Origin of the sequence: Nonlabens agnitus (assembly GCF_002994045.1) — a bacterium.
GTDB classification, from domain to species: domain Bacteria; phylum Bacteroidota; class Bacteroidia; order Flavobacteriales; family Flavobacteriaceae; genus Nonlabens; species Nonlabens agnitus.
In genome coordinates this window covers 2,489,587-2,511,225 of sequence record NZ_MQUC01000003.1, presented here as the reverse complement: position 1 = coordinate 2,511,225, position 21,639 = coordinate 2,489,587, and the positions used below count along the sequence as shown (strand labels likewise).

The window sequence follows — 21,639 nt, the reverse complement described above, 5'->3', positions numbered from 1 at the left end:
CGCCATCTTTCGCTATCGCTCAAGATGTTGGTCGGGCTTTCCATTTCAATCTTTTTAAAACCTCACATGACGTGTGATCTTTTAAAAAGGATTTCCATTACAATCCCTAACGCATTGGAAAAGATGAGCATCTGAAGTTTAGATGGCTAGAATATATTTTCCTCAATCCCTGATAGAGCTTGTAGAATCTATCTGAAAATATAAGCTGTGGAAATCAAAAAAATTATTCAAACAAAGCTGCTAATTCTGTAGCATCTTTGGCTTTCATTTTACCGGCTAGAACTAGGCTTAACTGCTTGCGTCTCAAAGCAGCGTCATAGCGCTCTTTTTCAACTTCTGTTTCTGGATGAATCGGCGGAATGGTCACTGGTCTACCGGTATCGTCAACGGCCACAAAGGAATAGATGGCTTCGTTGGCTTTGGCGCGATCACCGCTCTCGCGATCCTCGATCCATACGTCCATATACACTTCCATGGACGATTTGAAAGCTCTGGAAACTTGCGCCTCAATCGTCACCACACTTCCTAAAGGTACACTGCGGTTAAACGCTACGTGATTGACAGATGCGGTTACCACAATACGGCGACAGTGGCGTCTGGCTGCAATACTTGCCGCACGGTCCATACGAGCCAGTAATTCACCACCAAAGAGATTGTTCAGCGGGTTGGTCTCGCTGGGCAATACAAGATCAGTGACGGTCGTAAAGGATTGTCTAGGCGTTAATTTGTCCATGGTCGATTTTTCTGCAAAGGTACGTTGCAAAGTAGATTTACCGTGATCGCTAGTAGGATCTAGGTTTTATTTAACGCTTCCTTCCTATACCGCACCGAGTTTATCTGTATTCATGGAACTGCTCGTTGTTGGTATCTGATAAATCAACTATCAATGCTAATAATCTAATCCCTTGAACAATGAAAATCTTAAACGTATTGATTCATGAGCGTTGAATACATATTTCATAGCAGGCATGTAAAGTCCAAGGCCATACATATGGACTTCATTACGTGATAAAAAATAAAGGGTAATTATTTTTTGAGCGTCCCACTCAACAACCAGGCTCCATCATTGCCTAGCTTGCGTACACGGTACAGCTCATTGATGGCGTCGTTGCGATCTGCAAAGCTGGCGTAAGCAACATTGTGCAAGCCATATTGATTAACCCCAATACGCTGGGCATCAAATCCTTGAGCCTTAAGTTGAGCCACTTTTTTATCTGCGTTGGCTGGGTCTCTAAAAGCACCTGCCACCACATGGTGGTTCTTCACGACAGGAGCGACTTCCATAGTGACGCTGGGCAACGGCGTTGGAATAAAGAAGCTGGCTTCCTGTATTTTGGATTTCAATTGCTCATTAGCCATTTCTTCTACGGCCACGGCATCGTTGAATTGTTGTGTTTGGTAGCTGTTAACACCTAAATAACTACCAGCGACCAAAATGGCAACAGCGGCAGCAGCACGTACCCAAGCAGCAGATTTGCTCGCAGGAGTTTCCAATTGGATTACTGGAGTATCAATAGGTTCGGCGGTTTTAGTTGCTACAGATTCCTCGGTTGTAATTGCCGTTGCAGGTTGTGGAGCGACAGCTGCCGTTTCTATCGCTGTGCGATCGATGGCATAAACTTCCTGCATACTCAACCCAAATGCCTCTGGTAAATAGTTGACCAGATACATAGGAGTGAATGACAGTGCCTTTTCTGCATTTCTAGTAAAGCGACCTACCTTATGAATCGTGACCTCACCTTTTTCATCAATTTCATGATCCAGAAATCGCACATAATTGCGTATTTCCTGCATGGCATCCTCATACGGCAGCTTTTCTACCGTAGAGATATAATTGACTAGCAACCCGTCATTTTGTTGGATCTGCTCATTAAAGGACAATCCCTTTTTAGGCGGATACAGCGTGTGCGTGCTCGCAAAATGTTGTGCGGGAACTCGTCGTGATATAAACGCACCAAAATTGGGCACCACGACACATTCATGGCGGTACAACAAATCAGATATGTAAGCTGCTATTTGCATAGAACAAACATAGAAATTTTGGCAAAACGATCAAGCCTGCTTCTACAATAGTTATTAAGAATTGATACGTTTGAAGGGTGAACCCTTGATTTTGAAAAGGTTCGCTTTCGCGAAAGCGAACTCATAATAATCTTCAAGATTGTAAGAATCTGCCTTAATTTTACCATCCAAAGTCAACGAGATGAACCTTGCATTTATTCTACAAGAGGTCAACGATAGCGGTCCTATTTACAGGGAAACGCTTATGGAACGTTTCCCGGTAGAGCCTTTCAATACGTTGAGCAATCTCATCTTCCTGGCTGTCATCATATACTTTTTTGTTAAGGTCTGGAAATCGGCAAAGCATCATTATTTGATCAAGTTCATTCTGCCTATTTTCTTTATAGGTTACATAGGTGGTACCATTTATCATGCGACGCGCAGTGCAGAAATCTGGTTGCTTATGGATTGGGTACCTGTCGTGATTCTTTGTGTGGTATGTGCGTTCTATTTTACGTTTAAAGCGACACGTCGCTGGCCTGCCAGGTTGGTATTGCTTGCGGCTATCGTGGCACTCAATATTTTGCCCAGATGGATTTCCTTTCCTGTAGGCTATCGCAACTCCATAGGTTATATAGGTAGTGCGCTGGCGATCTTGTTGCCCATTGTTATTTATGCCTATCGTACCCATTGGCATCGTGCAAGACTCTTGGGATATGCCTTTTTGTCCTTTTTTGTTGCTGTATCCTTTAGGACACTGGACAAGAAATTTGACATTGAATTTTTATGGATGGGAACACACTGGTTATGGCACTTGCTAGGCGGCATTGCTGTCTTCTGGACCATGCTTTATATCTATGAGGACATCGAGCACGAACAGGAACTGGAAAAGTAGAGAATATCGTAAATTTGCAGGTTCAATTTAAGGAAACGACATGCTGGAGAACGTAAAGGAACATATTGCCAAGGTTGATTCATTCACTGCTGATAATGCTGATGCCGTAGAGCAGTTCCGTATTCAATATTTGGGAACCAAAGGATTGCTCAAAGAGCTTTTTGCGGCTTTCAAGGAAGTTCCCAACGACCAAAAGAAAGAATACGGTCAGGCCATAAACGAGCTCAAGCAAAAGGCAACTGACAAAGTACAGCAGCTCAAGGAACAGCTGGAGAATAAGGAAGAAGAAGGCGGCATTTTAGGAGATTTAACCAGACCCGGTTACCCTATGGAAATAGGCGCACGCCACCCTATCTCGCTGGTTAAAAATCAGATTATAGAGGTCTTTTCTCGTATAGGCTTTAACGTGAGCGAAGGTCCAGAAATTGAGGACGACTGGCACAACTTTACCGCATTGAACTTACCAGAGCACCATCCAGCTCGTGATATGCAAGACACGTTCTTTATCCAGACAGATCCAGATGTATTGCTGCGTACGCACACTTCAAGTGTCCAGGTGCGTTATATGGAAAACAACAAACCGCCCATCAGGACCATTTCTCCAGGTCGTGTGTTTAGGAATGAGGCGATAAGCGCCAGAGCACATTGTATTTTTCACCAGGTTGAAGGTTTGTACATTGATAAGGACGTGAGTTTTGCCGACTTGAAACAGACCTTGCTCTATTTCACGCAAGAGATGTTCGGGAAGAGTAAGATACGGTTGCGACCTTCCTATTTTCCTTTTACAGAACCTAGTGCAGAGGTTGATATCTATTGGGGTCTTGAAACCGAAACCGATTATCGCATCACAAAAGGTACCGGCTGGTTGGAAATCATGGGTTGCGGTATGGTAGATCCAGCCGTATTGACCAATTGTGGTATCGATCCAGAAGAGTACAGCGGTTTCGCCTTTGGAATGGGAATTGAACGCATCGCAATGTTGCTGTATCAAATAGGTGACATTCGTATGTTTTTTGAGAACGATGTGCGTTTCTTAAAGCAATTTTCTAGCGCGCTGTAATGCGCATTGACAAACTCATTTTTGTTTACAATGCCAATTCTGGCACCATCAACGCATGGCTGGATAGCGCCCATAAAGTGGTGAGTCCATCGACTTACCAGTGCAAGTTGTGCGAGTTGACCTATGGTGTTTTAAAGGAGATTGTGGAATGGGCACGCTTTCGCGAAAGCGAACTCATCCAAAACCACGTGCAGGAATTAGAGTTTTTGCATAGGGATGAGTTTAACAAGAATTATAATTCTAAATGGCTGCCTAAATATGAATATCCGCTAATTTTGATGGCCAGTAGCCAAGGCCTGGAAGTTTTCATGAGTGCGCAGGAAATGCACGAGATAGAAACCACTACCGACTTGATAAGTGCTATAGAATCTAAATTAAAGGCATTATGAAATACGTCTGGGCATTTATAATATTTGTAGGTCTGATTCTTGCGGGAATCGTTTCCATTATTGGTGAGCTGCTGGAGTTCGCTTTTGGCGTGGCTCTTACGGGAATAGGTATCATTGCGGCGATTGGTCTGTGGATCTACATAAAAGTGAAAAATTAGATTGAAGAAAGATATTGTCATACCAGTAGTAAAGGATGTGCATATAGCCGTTGTCAAGGAATGGAATGCAGATTTCTCTTCACATGACTGGATCATTTACCTTATAAATAATTTAAAGGGACCCCTGGAATCTGTTATGATCATGAGCCGCGGTAAGCACCGTGATGGTCGCAAGACTTCAACGTTTAGGCATGCTTTTAAAGTAGTTCCCGCAAAAAGCTCCATTAAGGTAGAACTGATCATGGAGAATGTGTTCCCATTTATGAACGAGTTTGTGCTTACTTATTTTTTGGGATCTACATTGTATGATAAAACCTTTATGGCGCCACCTCATTCTATAAGTGAGGCGAATCTTAAGGACCTACCGGTCATGGATGCGCAAGGTGTGTTATTGGATTGATCCAATACCGCAACAATTCTTGATTACTTCTCTTTAAAATTACTTCGGGTACTCAGTTCTTTATCTCATTAGGATAACCCTTCCCAACTTAAGTTATCCGTAATATTTTGAGGTAAAAACGTACAAATCTGTGTGTTTTGTAGGATTTGTATGAGAAAAGCTAATGTTTCCTAATTAAAGCCATATCAGGTTAATAATCTGTTAACCAGAGTTAGGTTTAAAACCACACAGATACTAAGCGAGTATATGTAACCTAATTAATAATAACCTAATACAATACCCAATGAATTTTCAAAAAATCACAAGTATCGCAGCTCTTGCACTCGCCATGGTCGTTGGATCAAATGCATTTGCACAAGAATCAAAAACGTACGGTAAGGAAAAGACCGTAATGGTAGGTGGTGCAGAAATGTATCCAAGTAAAAACATTGTCGAGAATGCTGTGAACTCTAAAGATCACACAACATTAGTAGCAGCTGTAAAGGCAGCAGGATTAGTAGAAACACTATCTGGTGAAGGCCCGTTCACAGTATTTGCCCCAACTAATGCAGCATTTGATGCTCTTCCAGAAGGAACAGTAGCTACACTAGTGAAGCCAGAAAATAAAGAAACACTAACTGGAATCCTTACTTATCATGTAATTGCGGGTAAAGTAAACGCAGCAGATGTAATTGCTTTAATTAAAAAGAACAATGGAAGGGCTACTGTACCAACCGTTCAAGGTGGTTCATTAACTTTTTACCTAAGTGGTAGCAACGTTAAAATCGACGATGAGAATGGAAACACAGCAACAGTAACGATTGCAGATGTAAATCAATCCAATGGTGTCATACACGTTATTGATACCGTATTACTACCCAAGAAGTAAACATTAGGAATCCCTAATACTAATGTTGATCCCGAAACTCTAATCGAGTTTCGGGATTTTTTTATCCCACAAATCGCTTATCGGTTTCCATTACGGTACCGCAAATGTCGCAGGTACGAAGCTCTTCACTTTCAAAAAACTCTTTGAATCTGGGCAAGAAATCCTTTTCTATATCATCAAGTTTAAAGTATGTCTCGTGCAGCTTGTGGTTGCAATTATCGCAATACCAAAGAAGGCCATCCACAGCATCTTCACTGATCCGTTTGCGTTCAATTACTAATCCGATGGAATTTTCATGACGCACTGGAGAATGCGGCACTTTTCCAGGATGTAGGTACATATCGCCTGGACCTAATTTCATGGTGCGTTTTTCACCATTGTCCTGGACATGCACTTCAATAGTGCCTTCCAGTTGGTAGAAGAGCTCTTCCGTTTCATTGTAGTGGTAATCCTTTCTAGCGTTGGGTCCAGCGACGACCATCACAATATAATCACCGGCATCTTTGTAGAGGTTCTTATTTCCTACGGGTGGCTTAAGGCTATCGCGATTTTCTTCAACCCACTTATTCAGGTTGAAAGGAGCTTTTATAGGCATAACAAATTTTTATTTTAAAGGTAGCAAAAACGATAGAGATCGCTCCATTTAAGCGTTACCATTGAGGCTATTTATTGTAAATTGTAGAAAAATTTTACCAACATGAAAAAACTTTTATTTCTAGCCGCCTTGATTCTTATCGTTTCCTGTCAGGAGAAAAAGGCAGACACACCAGAAGCTGCTGAAACCACGCCTGCGTCAGAGCAAGTCAACGAATTTGCCATTGTCATTCATGGTGGTGCAGGTACCATTTTAAAAGAAAATATGACTCCAGAGTTGGAGCAGGAATACAACGCAAAACTGACTGAAGCGATCCAGACCGGCCACGAGATCCTCAAGAATGGCGGCAGTAGCATGGATGCGGTAGAGGCGACCATACGCGTGATGGAGGACTCGCCACTGTTCAACAGCGGTAAAGGCGCTGTTTTTACTCATGATGGTATCAACTCACTCGACGCCAGTTTTATGGATGGACAAACACTCAATGCTGGTGCTGTGGCAGGAGTGACGACGGTAAAAAATCCTATTTCGCTAGCGCGTAAGGTGATGACAGACTCAGAGCACGTTTTGTTGAGCGGTGATGGTGCAGACGCTTTCGCGAAAGCGTTACAAGATCCAAACATCGAGATCGTATCCAACAGTTATTTCTATACAGAAAACCGTTTCAAAAGTTTGCAGAGCGTCCTCGAAAGAGAAAAGGAAACCGAAAACCAAACTATCGAAGAGAACAAAACCGCCATGCGCCAGCTGGAATTGAAAGACCCCTATTTCAACGATTCAAAGTACGGTACCGTAGGCTGCGTCGCACTAGACAAAAACGGAAACATCGCAGCAGGAACCAGCACTGGCGGCATGACCAACAAAAAATACGGCCGCATAGGTGATGCACCTATCATAGGTAGTGGAACATATGCCAATAACGCAACTTGTGGAGTGAGTAGCACTGGTCACGGCGAGTATTTCATTAGAGCTCAAGTTGCCTATGACATCAGCGCATTGATGGAATACAGCGGTTTGACCTTAAAAGAAGCAACTGATAAAGTCATTCAAGACAAGCTGGTCAAATTGGGCGGTACCGGCGGCGTTGTGGCTCTAGATCACTACGGGAACATTTCCATGGATTTCAACACACCAGGCATGTATCGCGCCATGATGAATGACAAAGGCGAGTTGGTTGTTGGGATGTACAAGGATTAGATTTTAAGTTTAAACTTAAACTTAAACTTGACTTGAACTTGAATCTAAATCCAATTGTACGTTCGTCTTGATTAAAAAGCTAACTATTGGCTAACGCTCGTGATGCCATGCTTTTCCAATCTTTGTAACCAGTATCGAGCGAGAGCCGAGATATGTTTTGCCCGAAGACCAATTCTCACATCATCACATTAATAAATTACCAAATTAAATTATGAAAATCATATCCTATAACGTTAACGGCATACGTGCCGCCATGAAAAAGGATTTTATAGAATGGCTTACCGCTGCAGATCCTGATGTGCTATGCTTACAGGAAATCAAGGCTATGGAAAATCAAATCGACACTGAGGCGTTCAAAGAAGCAGGTTATGAATATCAATATTATTACAGCGCACAGAAAAAAGGATATTCAGGTACTGCGATAATTTCTAAAATCAAACCTAATCACGTTGAATACGGTACTGGGATTGAAACCATGGATCAGGAAGGCCGCAACCTGCGAGCCGATTTTGACAATTTGTCCGTCATGAGCATGTATTTGCCCAGCGGTACCAGCGATGCGAGGCTTGATTTCAAGTTTCAATACATGGAAGAGTTTCTAGAATATATCACGGAATTGCGCAAGGAAATTCCAGAACTACTTGTCTGTGGTGATTACAATATCTGTCATAAGGCCATCGATATTCACGATCCTGTGCGTTTGAAAAACACCTCTGGATTCTTACCAGAAGAACGTGAGTGGTTTGATCGATTCGTTGAAAGTGGCTTTGTGGATACCTTCAGGCTTTTTAGTGATGAACCTGACCAATATACTTGGTGGAGTTATCGTGGCGGCTCCAGAGCAAGGAACAAAGGCTGGAGATTAGATTACCATATGGTCACGCCTCAGTTGGTTCCCAATGTAAAACGCTCTGTGATATTAAGCAGTGCGGTTCATAGTGATCACTGCCCAGTCTTGATTGAAATTGAGTAGAATCTTTACTCTATCCATTACCATTTCATTGCTGATATTTGATATAAGAAAAGCACGCCAATTAATACCTGATAAAGAAATAGCAGCTTTTATAGATTCAAAATAGCTACTCTTCTATCAGTCGTATCATAGATTTATGAGCGAATCCGGCTAGACTATCTGCGGTTCGTATATGATACCAGTCGTTGCTGTTTCCCAAAATGATCAACGTGTCATTTTGAATATTGCGAATCAGTCCGCCATTAGCATTAGGTTGAGATCGCAGGTTAGCACCAGTTCCAGAACCTATGGCTACAGGACGTAGAGGTAAGCTTTGAGAATCTTCAGGAATGGGAACTTGCCAAATGTAGGGTTTGGGATCAACGGCGCCACCAGTTTTATAAATGCCAAAATGTAAATGCGGTGGTGTGGTTCTCGCATTACCAGTATTGCCTACCAACCCTATCGTATCGCCTCTAGAAACTCGCTGTCCAGAAGTAACGAGTTGTGAGTCAAGATGAGCATAGTAGTGACTGGAGTTGGTAAGATTGTCCCTCAACCAGATTTGCTTACCGCCAAGACCACGATCTCGTACAGAACTTATTCTGCCATCTGCTGCCGCTACAACTGGATGGCCGCGGTCTGCAAAGATATCGTTTCCTTCATGTGACCTGCGACCACCGTCACGAGCCACACCCCAAAAGGACTGGATCGCATTATTTCCTTTGCCAGCCAGCGGGAATTCTAATAAGGGTTGCTTATAAACCTTTAGCTGAACAGTATCAGTGATATTTAAAAAAGACTGAACAACAATTTTTAGCCTTTGTGCCTCGCCGTTTTTAATATGCAGACTTAACATAGAGTCGTTTGCTATGGCGCTTTCAAGTAACATTCCATTATTGTTATAGGCTTCTAGAATCCAAGATGGCTGGATGCTGTCCATGGAGATGGTGGCGAGCAAGCTTTCGCCTTGAGCGATATTTACCATATAGCCAGCGGCAAATGAGTTTTGAGCGGTTGATGTTGCAATTTCGCTATAGCTATCACCACTCAAAACGCTATCATTGATCGCCATTTTACTTAATCTATTCCAACGTTCGAGTTGGTCTGGATATTTTTTCAAATCGCGCTCATACAGGCTGCGCGCGGATGGCTGGACGATAAAATCAAAATATTCTGGCTTGTAGAAATAGGTCAGTACTGCTGCTGTGATGCAGCCTATGACCGTTAAGGAAACAATATTTCTACGAAAGAACGACAACCTATTGCTCAATGAGTAGTTGAAGCGTAGACTCTAGGTTTTCGTTGGTAGGCGCCATAGCGTTGTTATCGATGAGCTTCCCTTTTCTGTCATAAAGCATGAAACGTGGTAGCGCGACAAAGTCATACTCTTCGGCAAAATTGGAGTCTTCAAAACCTCGCGCTATATAATTGTGCTCAAGAGTAGTGATCCTTAAATGCTGTTCAAATGGCAGCATGACAGCGTCCAGGCAGATGTTTATGATTTTAAAATTTTCTTTAGGCATCTCTTTTTCCAATTTTTCAAGCGCTCGCATGGACTCTTTAAACCCAAACTCATAACTGGCCCAAAAGTTTACATAAACCACTTTACCTTGACTGGCTTCTATAAGATCTTCCAACGAGTAGTAATAATCGTCAGGGTCTGTTAAGTGTAGAACATCTTTTGAAGAGGTGTCTACATCTGCATATCGCAAGGGTTTTTGTGGTCCTTCTTTACAGGAAACCATTAAAGCTAACAAGGTCAAAAACAATAGATTTTTCATGATTCTAAGCAAATAAATATTTTACAAGTTCTTCAATACGAGAAACGGCCTGGATTTGCGTTCCCTTGTCTTTTAAAGCGGTCTTTGATGGTGCTACAAAAATCTTTTCAAAGCCCAGTTTTGATGCTTCATTGACGCGTTGCTCCAAGCGGCTGACGGGTCGTATCTCACCACCTAAACCAACTTCTGCACTAAAGCAATGTTGCGAGGAGATTTCAATGTCAAAATTAGAGGACAGCACGGCAACCACTACCGCGAGATCAATCGCAGGATCGTCTACATTGATACCACCAGTAATATTGAGGAAAACGTCCTTTTGGCCCAATTTGAAACCGGCTCTCTTTTCCAACACCGCCAAGATCATATTGAGGCGTTTCAAGTTATAACCAGTGGCACTGCGCTGTGGCGTACCATAAACGGCCGTACTCACTAGAGCCTGCACCTCTATAATTAGCGGTCTCATGCCTTCCATAGTGGCAGCAATCGCCGTACCGCTCAAACTGGAACCACGCTGAGAAATCAATAGCTCGCTGGGATTAGTGACTTCACGCAGCCCATGTCCCAACATTTCATAGATTCCTATTTCATGGGTAGACCCGAAACGGTTTTTGAGTGCCCGTAAAATTCTGTAGGTATGGTTGCGATCGCCCTCAAATTGAAGCACCGTGTCTACCATGTGTTCTAGGACTTTGGGTCCAGCGATATTCCCGTCTTTAGTGATATGTCCTATCAGAATAACTGGCGTGTTGGTTTCCTTAGCAAACTTGATCAGTTCGCCAGTGCATTCCCTTATTTGTGAAACGCTACCAGCGGTGCTTTCAATATGATCAGTTTGCAGCGTTTGAATGGAGTCGATGATCAACGCATTAGGCTGATTTTCTGCCACCTGACGGAATATGTTTTGCGTCTTGGTTTCGGTTAGGATGTAGCAATTGTCGACGTCTTTTTTGATGCGCTCTGCCCGCATTTTGATTTGTTGCGCACTTTCCTCACCAGAAACATACAGTGTTTTAAAAGGCAGGTTCAAGCACAGTTGTAATAATAGGGTCGACTTCCCAATTCCTGGCTCTCCACCCAATAAGGTCACAGATCCCGGCACGAGTCCACCGCCTAGAACCTGGTTGAATTCGGCATTTGTGGTGTCCATGCGTGGACTTTCAGTCGCATCAATTTGAGAGATGCGCTGTGGTTTTTGAGTGCGCTTTCGCGAAAGCGTACTCTCATCAACACTTTGCGACCAGTCTTTCTTAGTGGGTTTCTCAACGACCTCTTCTACCAGCGTGTTCCATTCCTTGCAGGCCGTGCACTGGCCTTGCCAGCGAGCGTGTTGCGCGCCGCAATTTTGACAAAAGAATGTGGTTTTGGTCTTGGCCATGGGAACTTTTTTGGAAAGATAAAAATTAAGAGGTGTAACCTAACGCAAATTTACTTGCGCATTGAAAAAAGCACAAAACATAGCAGTCCAAAAACGATGACCAATAGGGTTTGCGATAACCAGACAATCCAGCCAAAAGCGGTTCCCACCACGGCGCTGTAACCAAACAACAGCAACACCTGGCTGATCAAATAAGGATATGCGCCCAAGCCACCATTAGTAAAGGCAACCGCAAAACTACCTGCCACAAATGCGCACAAAACGGCACTTACGGGCATGGAATCTGTGTCTGGAATGGCAAAAATGCAAACGTAAAACATCGCTAGGTACATGAACCAGATGAACAATGTGTGCGCTAGATACCGCCACTTTTTTTCCATGGTCCAGATCGTGGTGAAGCCATCTTTGATGCCGGCTAGAAATCCCTTAACCTTTTGGAAAAGCTGCAGTTTTTTGAGAAGGTATATTCCCAAAACAACGATGATCACTAGAATGATAAGATATGTGGTGATTTTGATGGGGTTCGCTTTCGCGAAAGCGACCTCAATACTTTCCTTAAAGAATTCCACGATCTCGCCACTTGCCGTAAGCATTGCGGTTGCGGTTATTGCCAATAAAATGATGAAGTCCAGTACACGCTCTGCAATGATGGTTCCCAAGCCTTGATCGACGGGAATATCGTCTGTGCGATTCACGATCACGGCGCGAGTCACCTCGCCGCTGCGCGGTATGATGAGGTTCATCGCATAACCAGAACCTATGGCGATGATATTGTTGAGGTAAGTGGGTTTCTTGTCCAGTGCTGCAAGCATGTAGTTCCATCGCCAGGCTCTGGAAAGATGGCTTAACATGGCTAGCACCATGCCTAGAGCAATAAAACGGTAATCGGCATCACGCAAATAACCTTTGATTTCATCCAGCTGTTCTGTCGTGAATTGAGTGTAGGATATGTAAATCAAAAAAGCTCCCAGCAAAAATGGCAGTAGAATCTTTGCGATCTTGATGAGCGTTTTTTTCAAGCTCAAATTAGGTAAGTGTGTTGTCCTTCTCGTTAGGGAACAGTAGGCTAGGTTTGAAGTTACGAGCTTCTTCTATGGTCATTTGAGCATAGGTGATCAAAATAAGCACATCGCCTACCGCAACCAGGCGTGCGGCTGCACCATTAAGAGTAATCTCACCACTACCTCGCGGCCCTGGGATGGCATAAGTTTCCAGTCTATTACCGTTATTATTATTGACGATTTGAACTTTCTCGCCTTCAACAATATTTGCACCGTCCATGAGGTCCTCATCTATGGTAATACTACCTATATAGTTAAGGTCTGCGCCAGTTACTTTGACACGGTGAATCTTAGATTTTACTACTGTGATTAACATGCGGCAAAGATACGATTTGTAGATATTATCAAAATACTAATACATGGGAATATTGTCAATAAGACGAACGCCCTGTAGGTGCACAACGATAAAGGCGCGGTATTGTTTTTCTGGATCCTTGGCGCTGGCTGGCACAAGGGTTTTCTCGTCTGCTATCGTGTAGTATTCCAATGTAAAGCCTGATATCGCCTCTACTTGCTCTTTTACAAACTGTTCTGTTTCTTGAATATCGTGGTTTTTAAAATATTCTTTTGACTGGGTCAATATGCGATAGATGTGAGCAGCCTTTTCAAAATTTTCTGGAGTGAGCAAGCCGTTCCTGGAACTCATGGCGAGACCACTTTTCTCTCTGTGAATGGGACAGCCTATAATCTCTAGCTCAAGATCCAAAATGTCCACCAACTTTTTGATGATTTGTAATTGTTGAAAATCCTTCTCACCAAAATAGGCACGATCTGGGCGAACTGCTTTGAACAAAAACTCCAGAATGGTACCAACACCATCAAAATGTCCTGGTCGTTGGGCGCCTTCCATGACATTCTCCAACTCTCCGAATTCATAGTTTTTTGCCTTGGCATTAGACCCGTAGACGTCTTCTACTGCTGGAGCATAGAGGACAAAACGGTCTTCTGGAATATGAGTCTTGATTTTTTTGAGGTCCTCTTCTAGAAGTCTTGGATATTTTTCAAGATCTGCCTGATTGTTGAATTGCGTGGGATTGACAAATATGGAGGTGACGAGTAAGTCATTTTCCTCAAGCGCCTTATTCATCAAAGCCAAATGGCCATCATGGAGCGCGCCCATAGTGGGAACAAATCCTATGGATTTATTACTTGACCTGAAGTCTTTGAGAAATTGGGAGAGCTTTTTATGAGAGGTAAAAACCATTTGAGAATAGGGTAAATAGCCTACAAACATAAGGTTTACAAGTGAATGTGCAAGAAAAGACGTATTTTTGCATTCTGCTAGAAGAAAGGCGACAAAAATCGATCTATGAAGGAAAAAAGAGTATTATACGTATCCTCAGAAGTTATTCCCTATTTACCAGAAACCGAAGCATCCTCCATGTCTTATTTTGCACCAAAGATGGTGAATGATCGTGGTGGACAGATTAGAATTTTTATGCCGAGGTTTGGTAATATTAATGAAAGACGTCATCAACTTCATGAGGTGATTCGATTAAGTGGGATGAATATGGTGATCAATGATCTTGATATGCCATTGATTATAAAAGTAGCTTCTATACCTAAGGAGCGCATGCAGGTGTACTTTATCGACAACGATGAGTATTTCAAACGCAAGGCAACTTTAACTGATGAAAATGGTGATCTCTTCGACGATAATGACGAGCGAGCCATGTTCTTTGCTAAAGGTGTCATTGAAACGGTTAAGAAATTAAATTGGGCTCCAGATATTATTCATGTTCATGGATGGTTGGCAAGTTTATTACCGTTATATCTAAGAAACTATTACGGTACAGATCCTTTATTTGAGGAAAGTAAAATAGTCACATCTGTCTACAACCAATCCTTTGAAGGAACGTTAAACGAAGAAATGTATGAAAAACTACAGTTTGACGCGTTGGATGATGAGGTGATCAGTACGTTTAAAGAGCCTTCTTATTTAAACCTTATGCGTAGTGCTGTAGTCTACAGTGATGGAATCATCAAGGGAAGTGAAACCCTAGACGACGAATTGGAAAGTTTTATTGATGCTCAAGATAAGCCTGTACTGGACTATCAATCACCAGAAGATTTTGCTGACGCCTATGAGGAATTTTACCTTGATAAGATCCTTAACGTAAAAGAAGAAGCTTAGTAATGAAGAATTTATTGAAGTATGGAACGATGGTAATTGCCATCGTTTTTGTTCTAATTAGTTGTGATACAGACCCAACCGAATTAGGAGGTGAGTTTTTAGGAATTGATGTTGATAATACGATTATTGAAGAGGACTTTGAGGTTACCGCATATAGTGCGAGGCTTAATCCTGTGCAGACAAATAATTTTGGATCTGTTCAACTGGGTACATATAATGATCCAATTTATGGTAAAACGACCTATGACTTTGTAACTCAATTAGGCATTAATTCTGCAGGAATAAGCTTTGGAGAGAATAGAAGAGTCGATAGCGTGATTTTGACAATTCCTTATTTTTCAAGAAGTACAGGTCAAACAGGTGAGGCAACCACATATCAACTCGATTCTGTTTATGGGAATGAGCCGATTAATTTTAAGATTTTTAGGAACAACTATTTTTTAAATAGTTTTGACCCTGAGAATGTGGAGCAAGCTGCAACATATTTTTCAGATTTAGGCCCTACTGTTAATGATATTAAGGGTGAAGCTATTGAATTCATTGATTTAGAAAACCCTTCTAATCCAGCATTTGAAGAGGTTACTAATTTTACTCCAAGTCCTGAAGAGGTCCTTTTAACAGCTCAAAATAGTGACAATGAAACTGTTGTTTCGTCTAGATTATCCCCAAGGTTTAGATTAGCATTAGAGCCTAATTTTTGGAAAGATTTGATAGTCGATAATGAGAATGCTGAGTATCTTGATAGCGATAGCAACTTTAGAAACTTTTTTAGGGGTCTCTATTTTCAGGTTACTTCATCGACAGGTAATGGTAACCTGTCATATCTCAATTTGACCGATGCTACCATTCAAATTTTTTACACTTCTGATATACCAGATGTTCAAGAGAATCTTGCAAGCTCATTTATTCTAAATCTTACGGGAGGTAGGGCAGTGATGTTGAACAATGAATTACCTAGCGGCATCCAAGATCAAATATCAGATTCCTTTAATCCAGAAAATGGTTCTGAACGTTTATACCTAAAAGGTGGACCTGGTGCAATATCATTGATTGACTTATTTGGCCCTGACTTGATTGGTGGTTCTGACGGAGGTCCTGATGGTGTTCCTGATCAATTGGCAAGCTTGAGGCGTAATGATATTCTAGTGAATGAGGCTAACTTGGAATTTTATGTAGATCAGACAGCATTTGCTAACGCCACATCAGTTTCGGTAGAACCTGAAAACATTTTACTTTATAATTTATCAAACAGATCTATTATAGGTTTTGGAACCCTTCAAAGAAATGATAGCTCTGGACCAGGTATTAAATATGAGGTATCCCTCACACAATATATATCAGATATTCTCTCTGGTACAATTGAGATAGGTCAACTAGGCATTTGTGTTACTCAAAATTTATCTGCCGTTGGAGCGTCTAGGGTTAAAAATCAAACCCAACCACAGCTTATAGAAAGTATTCCTATTGGTAGCGCGATTTCTCATGAAGGAACCGTTTTACACGGTAACCTTTCTAGTGACCCAGAGAAGCGCCTTAAATTGAAGATTTTTTATACTGAAATAAATTAATAAAGCATGTGTGGAATTGTAGGCTACATAGGTAAGAGAGATGCTTACCCTATCGTTCTAAATGGTCTAAAGCGACTGGAATATAGAGGTTATGATAGTGCAGGAATTGCGCTATTTGATGGTGAAGACCTCAAGGTTTGTAAGACTAAAGGAAAGGTAGCAGACCTTCAGGAAAAAATGGAAAACGAGATTTCCATTACCGGTAACATAGGAATAGGTCATACCAGATGGGCTACTCACGGTGTACCAAACGATATCAACTCTCATCCTCATTACTCAAATGATGGTAATCTAGTTATTATCCACAATGGTATTATTGAGAACTACGATCCTCTAAAAAAGGAACTTACCAAACGTGGCTACACGTTCAAATCAGATACAGATACAGAGGTACTGGTAAACCTTATTGAGGATGTTCAAAAACAACAAGATGTCAAGCTAGGTAAGGCAGTACAAATAGCTCTTAATCAAACTATTGGTGCATATGCAATTGCCGTTTTTGACAAGAGAAAGCCTGATGAGATTATTGTTGCAAGATTGGGCTCACCTCTAGCCATCGGAATAGGCGAAGATGAATTTTTTATAGCCTCTGACGCTAGCCCGTTCTTAGAATTTACAAAGAATGCGATTTATCTTGAGGATGGTGAAATGGCGATAGTGCGAACGCACAAAGAAATCAAAGTAAGAAAGATTCATGATGATTCTCTGGTAGACCCTTATGTGCAGGAATTACAAATGAATCTGGAAGAAATTGAAAAAGGTGGTTACGACCACTTTATGTTGAAAGAAATCTATGAGCAGCCACAGGCGATAAAAGACACCTTTAGAGGCCGCATGCTTCCAGATCAAGGCATCATTAAGATGGCTGGTATTGACGAGCACATGAATAAGTTTTTGAATGCGAAACGCATTATCATAGTAGCATGTGGTACCAGTTGGCATGCAGGACTTGTTGCAGAGTATATCATTGAAGAACTTGCGAGAGTTCCTGTAGAGGTGGAGTATGCATCAGAGTTTAGATATCGCAATCCTATCATCGATAAGGATGATATTCTAATTGCTATTTCTCAAAGTGGTGAGACCGCAGACACCATGGCGGCTATCAAGCTTGCCAAAGAAAACGGCGCTTTCGTTTTTGGTGTATGTAACGTGGTGGGAAGCTCCATTTCTCGTGAGGCTCATGCTGGAGCATACACACATGCCGGTCCAGAAATAGGTGTTGCATCCACTAAGGCATTCACAACTCAAATTACGGTTCTTACTCTTATTGCACTTCAACTAGCCAAGAAAAAAGGTGCTATCTCACGCAGTAAGTTTCACGAATACCTAGTGGAATTAGACAGCATTCCCAACAAAGTCAAGAAGGCATTGGAATCCAATGATCTTATCGAGCAGATTGCCCACGTATATAAAGATGCAAAAAACTGTCTTTATTTAGGTCGAGGTTTCAATTTCCCAGTGGCTCTGGAAGGCGCTTTAAAGCTTAAAGAGATAAGCTACATACATGCAGAAGGTTACCCGGCGGCTGAGATGAAGCATGGTCCTATCGCCTTGATTGATGAGCAAATGCCTGTGGTGGTGATTGCGACAAGAAAAGGTCATTACGAAAAAGTAGTGAGTAACATTCAAGAGATCAAATCTCGTGAGGGCAAGATCATCGGGATCGTTACAGAAGGCGATGTGGATGTACGCGACCTCGCAGACCACGTCATTGAGGTGCCAGATACACTTGAGTGCTTGACACCGCTTTTGACGACCATTCCGTTACAGTTGTTGTCCTACCACATTGCCATCGCGTTGGATAGAAACGTGGACCAACCGCGTAACCTAGCAAAATCAGTGACAGTAGAGTAATCTTATTTGTATAAATCATCAAAGCCTCATTCTAGTAATGAGGCTTTTGTTTTTTACGCTTTCGCGAAAGCGAAACAACCACAATCTCGCTACTAAATATCCTATCAGAAAAAAGTAAAAAATCAATTAATTAAATAAATGTGAATGCAGTATCTTTGCGCCACTGAAAAAAGGCTTTATAAGCCAAGCTTTTAAGTTTTAAAAAAAGGATAGAATGTCTCAAAGTACAGGTAAAGTTTCACAAATCATCGGCCCGGTGGTTGATGTAACGTTTGATAGCACTCAAGGTGCGTTGCCCAACATTTACGATTCACTAGAGATTGAATTGAAGGGAAATAAACTAGTTCTTGAAGTGCAATCACACATAGGTGAGAGCACTGTTAGAACCATATCCATGGATTCTACTGATGGATTGAGTAGAGGTACAGCTGTAGTGGCTACCGGTAACCCTATCAAAATGCCTATAGGCGACGACGTTTATGGTCGTCTATTTAATGTTATAGGTGACGCGATCGATGGTCTGGGAAATCTTCCCAAGACTGGTGATGATGGACTTTCTATTCACAGATCTGCACCTGCATTTGAAGACCTTTCTACCTCTACAGAGGTTCTTTTTACCGGTATCAAGGTAATCGACTTGATTGAGCCTTATGCAAAAGGTGGTAAGATTGGACTATTTGGTGGTGCTGGAGTAGGTAAAACAGTATTGATTCAGGAATTGATTAACAATATCGCAAAAGGTCACGGTGGACTTTCTGTTTTTGCAGGAGTTGGTGAGCGCACACGTGAAGGGAATGACCTTCTACGTGAGATGTTGGAATCAGGAATTATAAAATATGGAGATGCATTCATGCACTCTATGGAAGAAGGTGGATGGGATTTGAAGTCTGTCGATAAAGAAGTGATGAAGGAGTCTAAAGCGACTTTCGTTTTTGGACAGATGAATGAGCCACCAGGAGCACGTGCTCGTGTGGCACTTTCTGGATTGACTATTGCAGAGTACTTCCGTGATGGTGGTGCAGATGGTCAAGGAAAAGACGTTTTGTTCTTCGTTGACAACATCTTCCGCTTTACACAGGCAGGTTCTGAGGTTTCAGCGCTTCTAGGACGTATGCCATCTGCGGTAGGTTACCAACCAACATTAGCAACTGAAATGGGTGCGATGCAAGAGCGTATCACGTCTACCAAAAAAGGATCTATTACATCTGTACAAGCGGTTTACGTACCTGCAGATGACTTGACTGACCCGGCACCAGCGACAACTTTTGCTCACCTGGATGCTACAACAGTATTGTCTCGTAAGATTGCAGAGCTAGGTATCTACCCAGCGGTAGACCCACTAGATTCAACATCACGTATCCTTACGGCAGATATCCTTGGAAAAGACCACTATGATTGTGCACAACGTGTAAAAGAGTTGTTACAGCGTTATAAGGAACTACAGGATATCATTGCGATTCTAGGTATGGAAGAGCTATCTGAAGAAGATAAACAAGCGGTTTACCGTGCTCGTAAAGTGCAGCGATTCCTTTCACAGCCGTTCCACGTGGCAGAGCAGTTTACAGGTCTTAAAGGAGTTCTAGTTGATATCAAGGATACCATCAAAGGATTTAATATGATCATGGATGGTGAGCTTGACAATCTTCCAGAAAGTGCCTTTAACCTTAAAGGAACTATCGAGGAAGTGATCGAGGCTGGAGAGAAAATGATGGTAGAAGCCTAAAATTAATTCTGAATGCAGAATGCAGAGTTTTGAATTACTTCAATTCGATTCTGAATTCATCATTCATCATTCTTAATTAGAAAAGATGTTTTTAGAAATAGTAACTCCAGAAGAAACACTTTATAGCGGTGAAGTAGAGTCTGTATCTGTTCCAGGTATGGAAGGTGACTTCCAGATGCTGGACAATCACGCACCTATAGTTTCTTTATTGACTCGTGGTACCGTCAAAATGTACGGTAACATTACCCTTGATTCATCTGTGGCTAATAAATTCAGTAAAGGAAACGGCACTACTGATTTTAAGATCCAAGGCGGTGTACTGGAAATGAAAGACAATAAAGCTATCGTATTAGCGGACTAGTTTCTTGAGATTATAATATTCAGAAAAGCCTCGATTCCATGGATCGAGGCTTTTTTTATTTTGTTCGCTTTCGCGAAAGCTTAGGTCTGCTTTAGCTTAGAATAATAAATTAGAGCACATCAAACTATGGACGCATAAAGCGCTATATATTAATGGATTCCATTCAGCAATGAAGCTTGCTTAAACATATTGAAGGTCTGGTTAGCAGCTTCAACGATTTCCTTGGATTCTTGAGGTGTGAGATCTATGGAGTTCATATGAGCAACGTAGTTGCGCCACCGTTTTGCCCGTTCTGGACTGCCTGCTGCATAGAATTGTTGTGGCGGTAGGTTTTCTATCGCTGGACATTTAGTGAGATGCTGGGCGATCATGGCGCCGCCTAGGAGTGATCCTTCTATGACATATTGTACGCCTAGTTTACCTAGGTTGGAATCTTGAACAGTGACTTCTTCTTTTGAATTAGGCACTTCTGCGCGAGCGGCTTGTAGGTCTTGCTTGATCCATGCAGCTATGGATTCATTTTGTAAGGGTACTAGTTGTGATTCCGCTTTCGCGTAAGCGATATAATTTGCCTGCAGAATTTTTACATACTGTTCTAAGTTGATCGTGTGATCCAATATTTTGGCGGCACCGCTCACCTGTTCCAGCTCTATATGTGCATCACGGGTTTCTTTGCGCAATAATTCCAGTATGGTCATGCTATTTGATAATCGTCTTGATGCGGTCGCCTATGTTAGCTAGTATCTTTTGGTAATATTCTTGGGTGGATTCTGCACTATCTTCTGATAAAGCGGCTTCTTTGAGAAGGCTTTGTATTTCTTCTAATTTTTCTCTTTCTCTTCTTTCTTTTTCAAGTCTGGCAAATAACTGGGCTTTCTCATCCAGTATCCTTGTAAGCATGGGCTCAAGTCGCTCGTGAAGTTTTGACATGTTGCTTTTAAGCAAAAAACCAGAGGCCCCACCTAGCACTGTTTTGGCGGCAAGCTCTTCATCATTTAGGGTTCCTGTTACGACAATGATAGGAATATTAGGATAAATTTCCTGAACGTTCTCAATTACTTCCATTCCCGTGAAACCTACTAATTGGAAATCAGTAAATACGACATCTGGAATAAAGGTCTTTACAGCGTGTCTGGTCTGGATGATCTTGTCACTTACTACAATTTCTGGATCCTGTACGCACTTTTTAATTTGTCGCTGTAATAGAGCAACATCTGTAATGCTATCCTCTACGATTAATATTTTTAATGGCTCTTTAATCATG

24 protein-coding genes are annotated in these 21,639 nt (G+C 41.9%); 13 read left to right on the top strand and 11 right to left on the bottom strand.

Annotated elements, in window-relative coordinates:
* Nucleotides 1-223: 223 nt before the first annotated feature.
* Nucleotides 224-733 carry an acyl-CoA thioesterase gene (locus tag BST86_RS11565; RefSeq protein ID WP_055411381.1) on the bottom strand — a complete coding sequence of 170 codons (510 nt, stop codon included), beginning with the start codon at nucleotides 731-733 and terminating at the stop codon, nucleotides 224-226.
* A gap of 293 nt (nucleotides 734-1,026) precedes the next feature.
* Nucleotides 1,027-2,022, bottom strand: coding sequence for an HU domain-containing protein (locus BST86_RS11560; RefSeq protein WP_105983378.1), 996 nt, complete (start codon nucleotides 2,020-2,022; stop codon nucleotides 1,027-1,029).
* Between the two features lie 181 nt (nucleotides 2,023-2,203).
* On the opposite strand from BST86_RS11560, the gene BST86_RS11555 reads away from it, so the two are divergent.
* The 6 genes from BST86_RS11555 (at nucleotide 2,204) to BST86_RS11535 (ending at nucleotide 5,771) form a co-directional block, all read left to right on the top strand.
* On the top strand, nucleotides 2,204-2,896 hold the full coding sequence (locus BST86_RS11555) for a hypothetical protein (protein WP_105983377.1): 693 nt from the start codon (nucleotides 2,204-2,206) through the stop codon (nucleotides 2,894-2,896).
* Between the two features lie 40 nt (nucleotides 2,897-2,936).
* On the top strand, nucleotides 2,937-3,956 hold the full coding sequence (pheS, locus tag BST86_RS11550; RefSeq protein WP_105983376.1) for a phenylalanine--tRNA ligase subunit alpha: 1,020 nt from the start codon (nucleotides 2,937-2,939) through the stop codon (nucleotides 3,954-3,956).
* On the top strand, nucleotides 3,956-4,345 hold the full coding sequence (locus BST86_RS11545; RefSeq protein ID WP_105983375.1) for a GTPase: 390 nt from the start codon (nucleotides 3,956-3,958) through the stop codon (nucleotides 4,343-4,345). The genes pheS and BST86_RS11545 overlap by 1 nt, the downstream gene beginning before the upstream one ends.
* Entirely contained in the window at nucleotides 4,342-4,503 is a 162-nt protein-coding gene (locus tag BST86_RS14915) for a hypothetical protein (RefSeq protein WP_172443348.1), read from the top strand. Before BST86_RS11545 ends, BST86_RS14915 begins: the two co-directional genes overlap by 4 nt.
* Before the next feature lies 1 nt (nucleotide 4,504).
* Nucleotides 4,505-4,903 carry a hypothetical protein gene (locus tag BST86_RS11540; protein ID WP_105983374.1) on the top strand — a complete coding sequence of 133 codons (399 nt, stop codon included), beginning with the start codon at nucleotides 4,505-4,507 and terminating at the stop codon, nucleotides 4,901-4,903.
* 283 nt (nucleotides 4,904-5,186) lie between these two features.
* On the top strand, nucleotides 5,187-5,771 hold the full coding sequence (locus tag BST86_RS11535) for a fasciclin domain-containing protein (protein WP_105983373.1): 585 nt from the start codon (nucleotides 5,187-5,189) through the stop codon (nucleotides 5,769-5,771).
* 61 nt (nucleotides 5,772-5,832) lie between these two features.
* Here the strand turns inward: BST86_RS11535 and BST86_RS11530 are convergent, their stop codons facing one another.
* Nucleotides 5,833-6,366, bottom strand: coding sequence for a 3-hydroxyanthranilate 3,4-dioxygenase (locus BST86_RS11530; RefSeq protein WP_105983372.1), 534 nt, complete (start codon nucleotides 6,364-6,366; stop codon nucleotides 5,833-5,835).
* A 102-nt stretch (nucleotides 6,367-6,468) separates the two neighbouring features.
* Here BST86_RS11530 and BST86_RS11525 point away from each other — a divergent pair, with 102 nt between their 5' ends.
* Both BST86_RS11525 and BST86_RS11520 read left to right on the top strand, forming a co-directional pair.
* Nucleotides 6,469-7,563: an isoaspartyl peptidase/L-asparaginase family protein gene (locus tag BST86_RS11525; RefSeq protein ID WP_105983371.1), complete on the top strand. Its 1,095-nt coding sequence runs from the start codon at nucleotides 6,469-6,471 to the stop codon at nucleotides 7,561-7,563.
* A gap of 211 nt (nucleotides 7,564-7,774) precedes the next feature.
* Nucleotides 7,775-8,536 carry an exodeoxyribonuclease III gene (locus tag BST86_RS11520; protein ID WP_105983370.1) on the top strand — a complete coding sequence of 254 codons (762 nt, stop codon included), beginning with the start codon at nucleotides 7,775-7,777 and terminating at the stop codon, nucleotides 8,534-8,536.
* A 106-nt stretch (nucleotides 8,537-8,642) separates the two neighbouring features.
* Here the strand turns inward: BST86_RS11520 and BST86_RS11515 are convergent, their stop codons facing one another.
* From BST86_RS11515 to panC, 6 genes are read right to left on the bottom strand one after another with little or no spacing between them, the layout of a single operon-like run.
* Nucleotides 8,643-9,788: a peptidoglycan DD-metalloendopeptidase family protein gene (locus BST86_RS11515; RefSeq protein WP_146126761.1), complete on the bottom strand. Its 1,146-nt coding sequence runs from the start codon at nucleotides 9,786-9,788 to the stop codon at nucleotides 8,643-8,645.
* Nucleotides 9,778-10,299: a TlpA family protein disulfide reductase gene (locus BST86_RS11510; RefSeq protein WP_105983368.1), complete on the bottom strand. Its 522-nt coding sequence runs from the start codon at nucleotides 10,297-10,299 to the stop codon at nucleotides 9,778-9,780. Before BST86_RS11510 ends, BST86_RS11515 begins: the two co-directional genes overlap by 11 nt.
* 4 nt (nucleotides 10,300-10,303) lie before the next feature.
* Nucleotides 10,304-11,674, bottom strand: coding sequence for a DNA repair protein RadA (radA, locus tag BST86_RS11505; RefSeq protein WP_105983367.1), 1,371 nt, complete (start codon nucleotides 11,672-11,674; stop codon nucleotides 10,304-10,306).
* 50 nt (nucleotides 11,675-11,724) lie between these two features.
* Nucleotides 11,725-12,699, bottom strand: a complete 975-nt coding sequence (locus BST86_RS11500; protein WP_242446524.1) for a lysylphosphatidylglycerol synthase transmembrane domain-containing protein — start codon at nucleotides 12,697-12,699, stop codon at nucleotides 11,725-11,727.
* Between the two features lies 1 nt (nucleotide 12,700).
* Nucleotides 12,701-13,051 (bottom strand): aspartate 1-decarboxylase, encoded by a 351-nt coding sequence (gene panD, locus BST86_RS11495; RefSeq protein ID WP_105983365.1) that lies wholly within the window; start codon nucleotides 13,049-13,051, stop codon nucleotides 12,701-12,703.
* 36 nt (nucleotides 13,052-13,087) lie between these two features.
* Nucleotides 13,088-13,969 carry a pantoate--beta-alanine ligase gene (gene panC, locus BST86_RS11490; protein WP_242446523.1) on the bottom strand — a complete coding sequence of 294 codons (882 nt, stop codon included), beginning with the start codon at nucleotides 13,967-13,969 and terminating at the stop codon, nucleotides 13,088-13,090.
* Nucleotides 13,970-14,044: 75 nt separating this feature from the next.
* Here panC and BST86_RS11485 point away from each other — a divergent pair, with 75 nt between their 5' ends.
* The 5 genes from BST86_RS11485 to BST86_RS11465 all read left to right on the top strand — a co-directional run bounded on the left by BST86_RS11485 (nucleotide 14,045) and on the right by BST86_RS11465 (nucleotide 20,375).
* Nucleotides 14,045-14,869 carry a glycogen/starch synthase gene (locus tag BST86_RS11485; RefSeq protein WP_105983364.1) on the top strand — a complete coding sequence of 275 codons (825 nt, stop codon included), beginning with the start codon at nucleotides 14,045-14,047 and terminating at the stop codon, nucleotides 14,867-14,869.
* Between the two features lie 2 nt (nucleotides 14,870-14,871).
* Nucleotides 14,872-16,437, top strand: coding sequence for a DUF4270 domain-containing protein (locus BST86_RS11480; protein ID WP_105983363.1), 1,566 nt, complete (start codon nucleotides 14,872-14,874; stop codon nucleotides 16,435-16,437).
* Between the two features lie 6 nt (nucleotides 16,438-16,443).
* The gene (glmS, locus tag BST86_RS11475; protein WP_105983362.1) at nucleotides 16,444-18,291 is read left to right on the top strand and encodes a glutamine--fructose-6-phosphate transaminase (isomerizing); all 1,848 of its coding nucleotides are present in this window, start codon (nucleotides 16,444-16,446) and stop codon (nucleotides 18,289-18,291) included.
* Between the two features lie 214 nt (nucleotides 18,292-18,505).
* Nucleotides 18,506-20,014: a F0F1 ATP synthase subunit beta gene (gene atpD / locus BST86_RS11470; RefSeq protein WP_105983361.1), complete on the top strand. Its 1,509-nt coding sequence runs from the start codon at nucleotides 18,506-18,508 to the stop codon at nucleotides 20,012-20,014.
* Between the two features lie 85 nt (nucleotides 20,015-20,099).
* Entirely contained in the window at nucleotides 20,100-20,375 is a 276-nt protein-coding gene (locus BST86_RS11465) for a F0F1 ATP synthase subunit delta/epsilon (protein WP_105983360.1), read from the top strand.
* 149 nt (nucleotides 20,376-20,524) lie between these two features.
* Here the strand turns inward: BST86_RS11465 and BST86_RS11460 are convergent, their stop codons facing one another.
* Entirely contained in the window at nucleotides 20,525-21,073 is a 549-nt protein-coding gene (locus tag BST86_RS11460) for a biliverdin-producing heme oxygenase (protein WP_105983359.1), read from the bottom strand.
* Nucleotide 21,074: 1 nt separating this feature from the next.
* Nucleotides 21,075-21,638 (bottom strand): response regulator, encoded by a 564-nt coding sequence (locus BST86_RS11455; protein WP_105983358.1) that lies wholly within the window; start codon nucleotides 21,636-21,638, stop codon nucleotides 21,075-21,077.
* Nucleotide 21,639 lies beyond the last annotated feature (1 nt).

Excerpts from the sequence above, each read along its gene's own strand:
- BST86_RS11565 (WP_055411381.1), bottom strand. The coding sequence starts at position 733 with ATGGACAAATTAACGCCTAGACAATCCTTTACGACCGTCACTGATCTT.
- BST86_RS11560 (WP_105983378.1), bottom strand. The coding sequence starts at position 2,022 with ATGCAAATAGCAGCTTACATATCTGATTTGTTGTACCGCCATGAATGT.
- BST86_RS11555 (WP_105983377.1), top strand. The coding sequence starts at position 2,204 with ATGAACCTTGCATTTATTCTACAAGAGGTCAACGATAGCGGTCCTATT.
- pheS (WP_105983376.1), top strand. The coding sequence starts at position 2,937 with ATGCTGGAGAACGTAAAGGAACATATTGCCAAGGTTGATTCATTCACT.
- BST86_RS11545 (WP_105983375.1), top strand. The coding sequence starts at position 3,956 with ATGCGCATTGACAAACTCATTTTTGTTTACAATGCCAATTCTGGCACC.
- BST86_RS14915 (WP_172443348.1), top strand. The coding sequence starts at position 4,342 with ATGAAATACGTCTGGGCATTTATAATATTTGTAGGTCTGATTCTTGCG.
- BST86_RS11535 (WP_105983373.1), top strand. The coding sequence starts at position 5,187 with ATGAATTTTCAAAAAATCACAAGTATCGCAGCTCTTGCACTCGCCATG.
- BST86_RS11530 (WP_105983372.1), bottom strand. The coding sequence starts at position 6,366 with ATGCCTATAAAAGCTCCTTTCAACCTGAATAAGTGGGTTGAAGAAAAT.
- BST86_RS11525 (WP_105983371.1), top strand. The coding sequence starts at position 6,469 with ATGAAAAAACTTTTATTTCTAGCCGCCTTGATTCTTATCGTTTCCTGT.
- BST86_RS11520 (WP_105983370.1), top strand. The coding sequence starts at position 7,775 with ATGAAAATCATATCCTATAACGTTAACGGCATACGTGCCGCCATGAAA.
- BST86_RS11510 (WP_105983368.1), bottom strand. The coding sequence starts at position 10,299 with ATGAAAAATCTATTGTTTTTGACCTTGTTAGCTTTAATGGTTTCCTGT.
- radA (WP_105983367.1), bottom strand. The coding sequence starts at position 11,674 with ATGGCCAAGACCAAAACCACATTCTTTTGTCAAAATTGCGGCGCGCAA.
- panD (WP_105983365.1), bottom strand. The coding sequence starts at position 13,051 with ATGTTAATCACAGTAGTAAAATCTAAGATTCACCGTGTCAAAGTAACT.
- panC (WP_242446523.1), bottom strand. The coding sequence starts at position 13,969 with ATGTTTGTAGGCTATTTACCCTATTCTCAAATGGTTTTTACCTCTCAT.
- BST86_RS11485 (WP_105983364.1), top strand. The coding sequence starts at position 14,045 with ATGAAGGAAAAAAGAGTATTATACGTATCCTCAGAAGTTATTCCCTAT.
- BST86_RS11480 (WP_105983363.1), top strand. The coding sequence starts at position 14,872 with ATGAAGAATTTATTGAAGTATGGAACGATGGTAATTGCCATCGTTTTT.
- glmS (WP_105983362.1), top strand. The coding sequence starts at position 16,444 with ATGTGTGGAATTGTAGGCTACATAGGTAAGAGAGATGCTTACCCTATC.
- atpD (WP_105983361.1), top strand. The coding sequence starts at position 18,506 with ATGTCTCAAAGTACAGGTAAAGTTTCACAAATCATCGGCCCGGTGGTT.
- BST86_RS11465 (WP_105983360.1), top strand. The coding sequence starts at position 20,100 with ATGTTTTTAGAAATAGTAACTCCAGAAGAAACACTTTATAGCGGTGAA.
- BST86_RS11460 (WP_105983359.1), bottom strand. The coding sequence starts at position 21,073 with ATGACCATACTGGAATTATTGCGCAAAGAAACCCGTGATGCACATATA.
- BST86_RS11455 (WP_105983358.1), bottom strand. The coding sequence starts at position 21,638 with ATGATTAAAGAGCCATTAAAAATATTAATCGTAGAGGATAGCATTACA.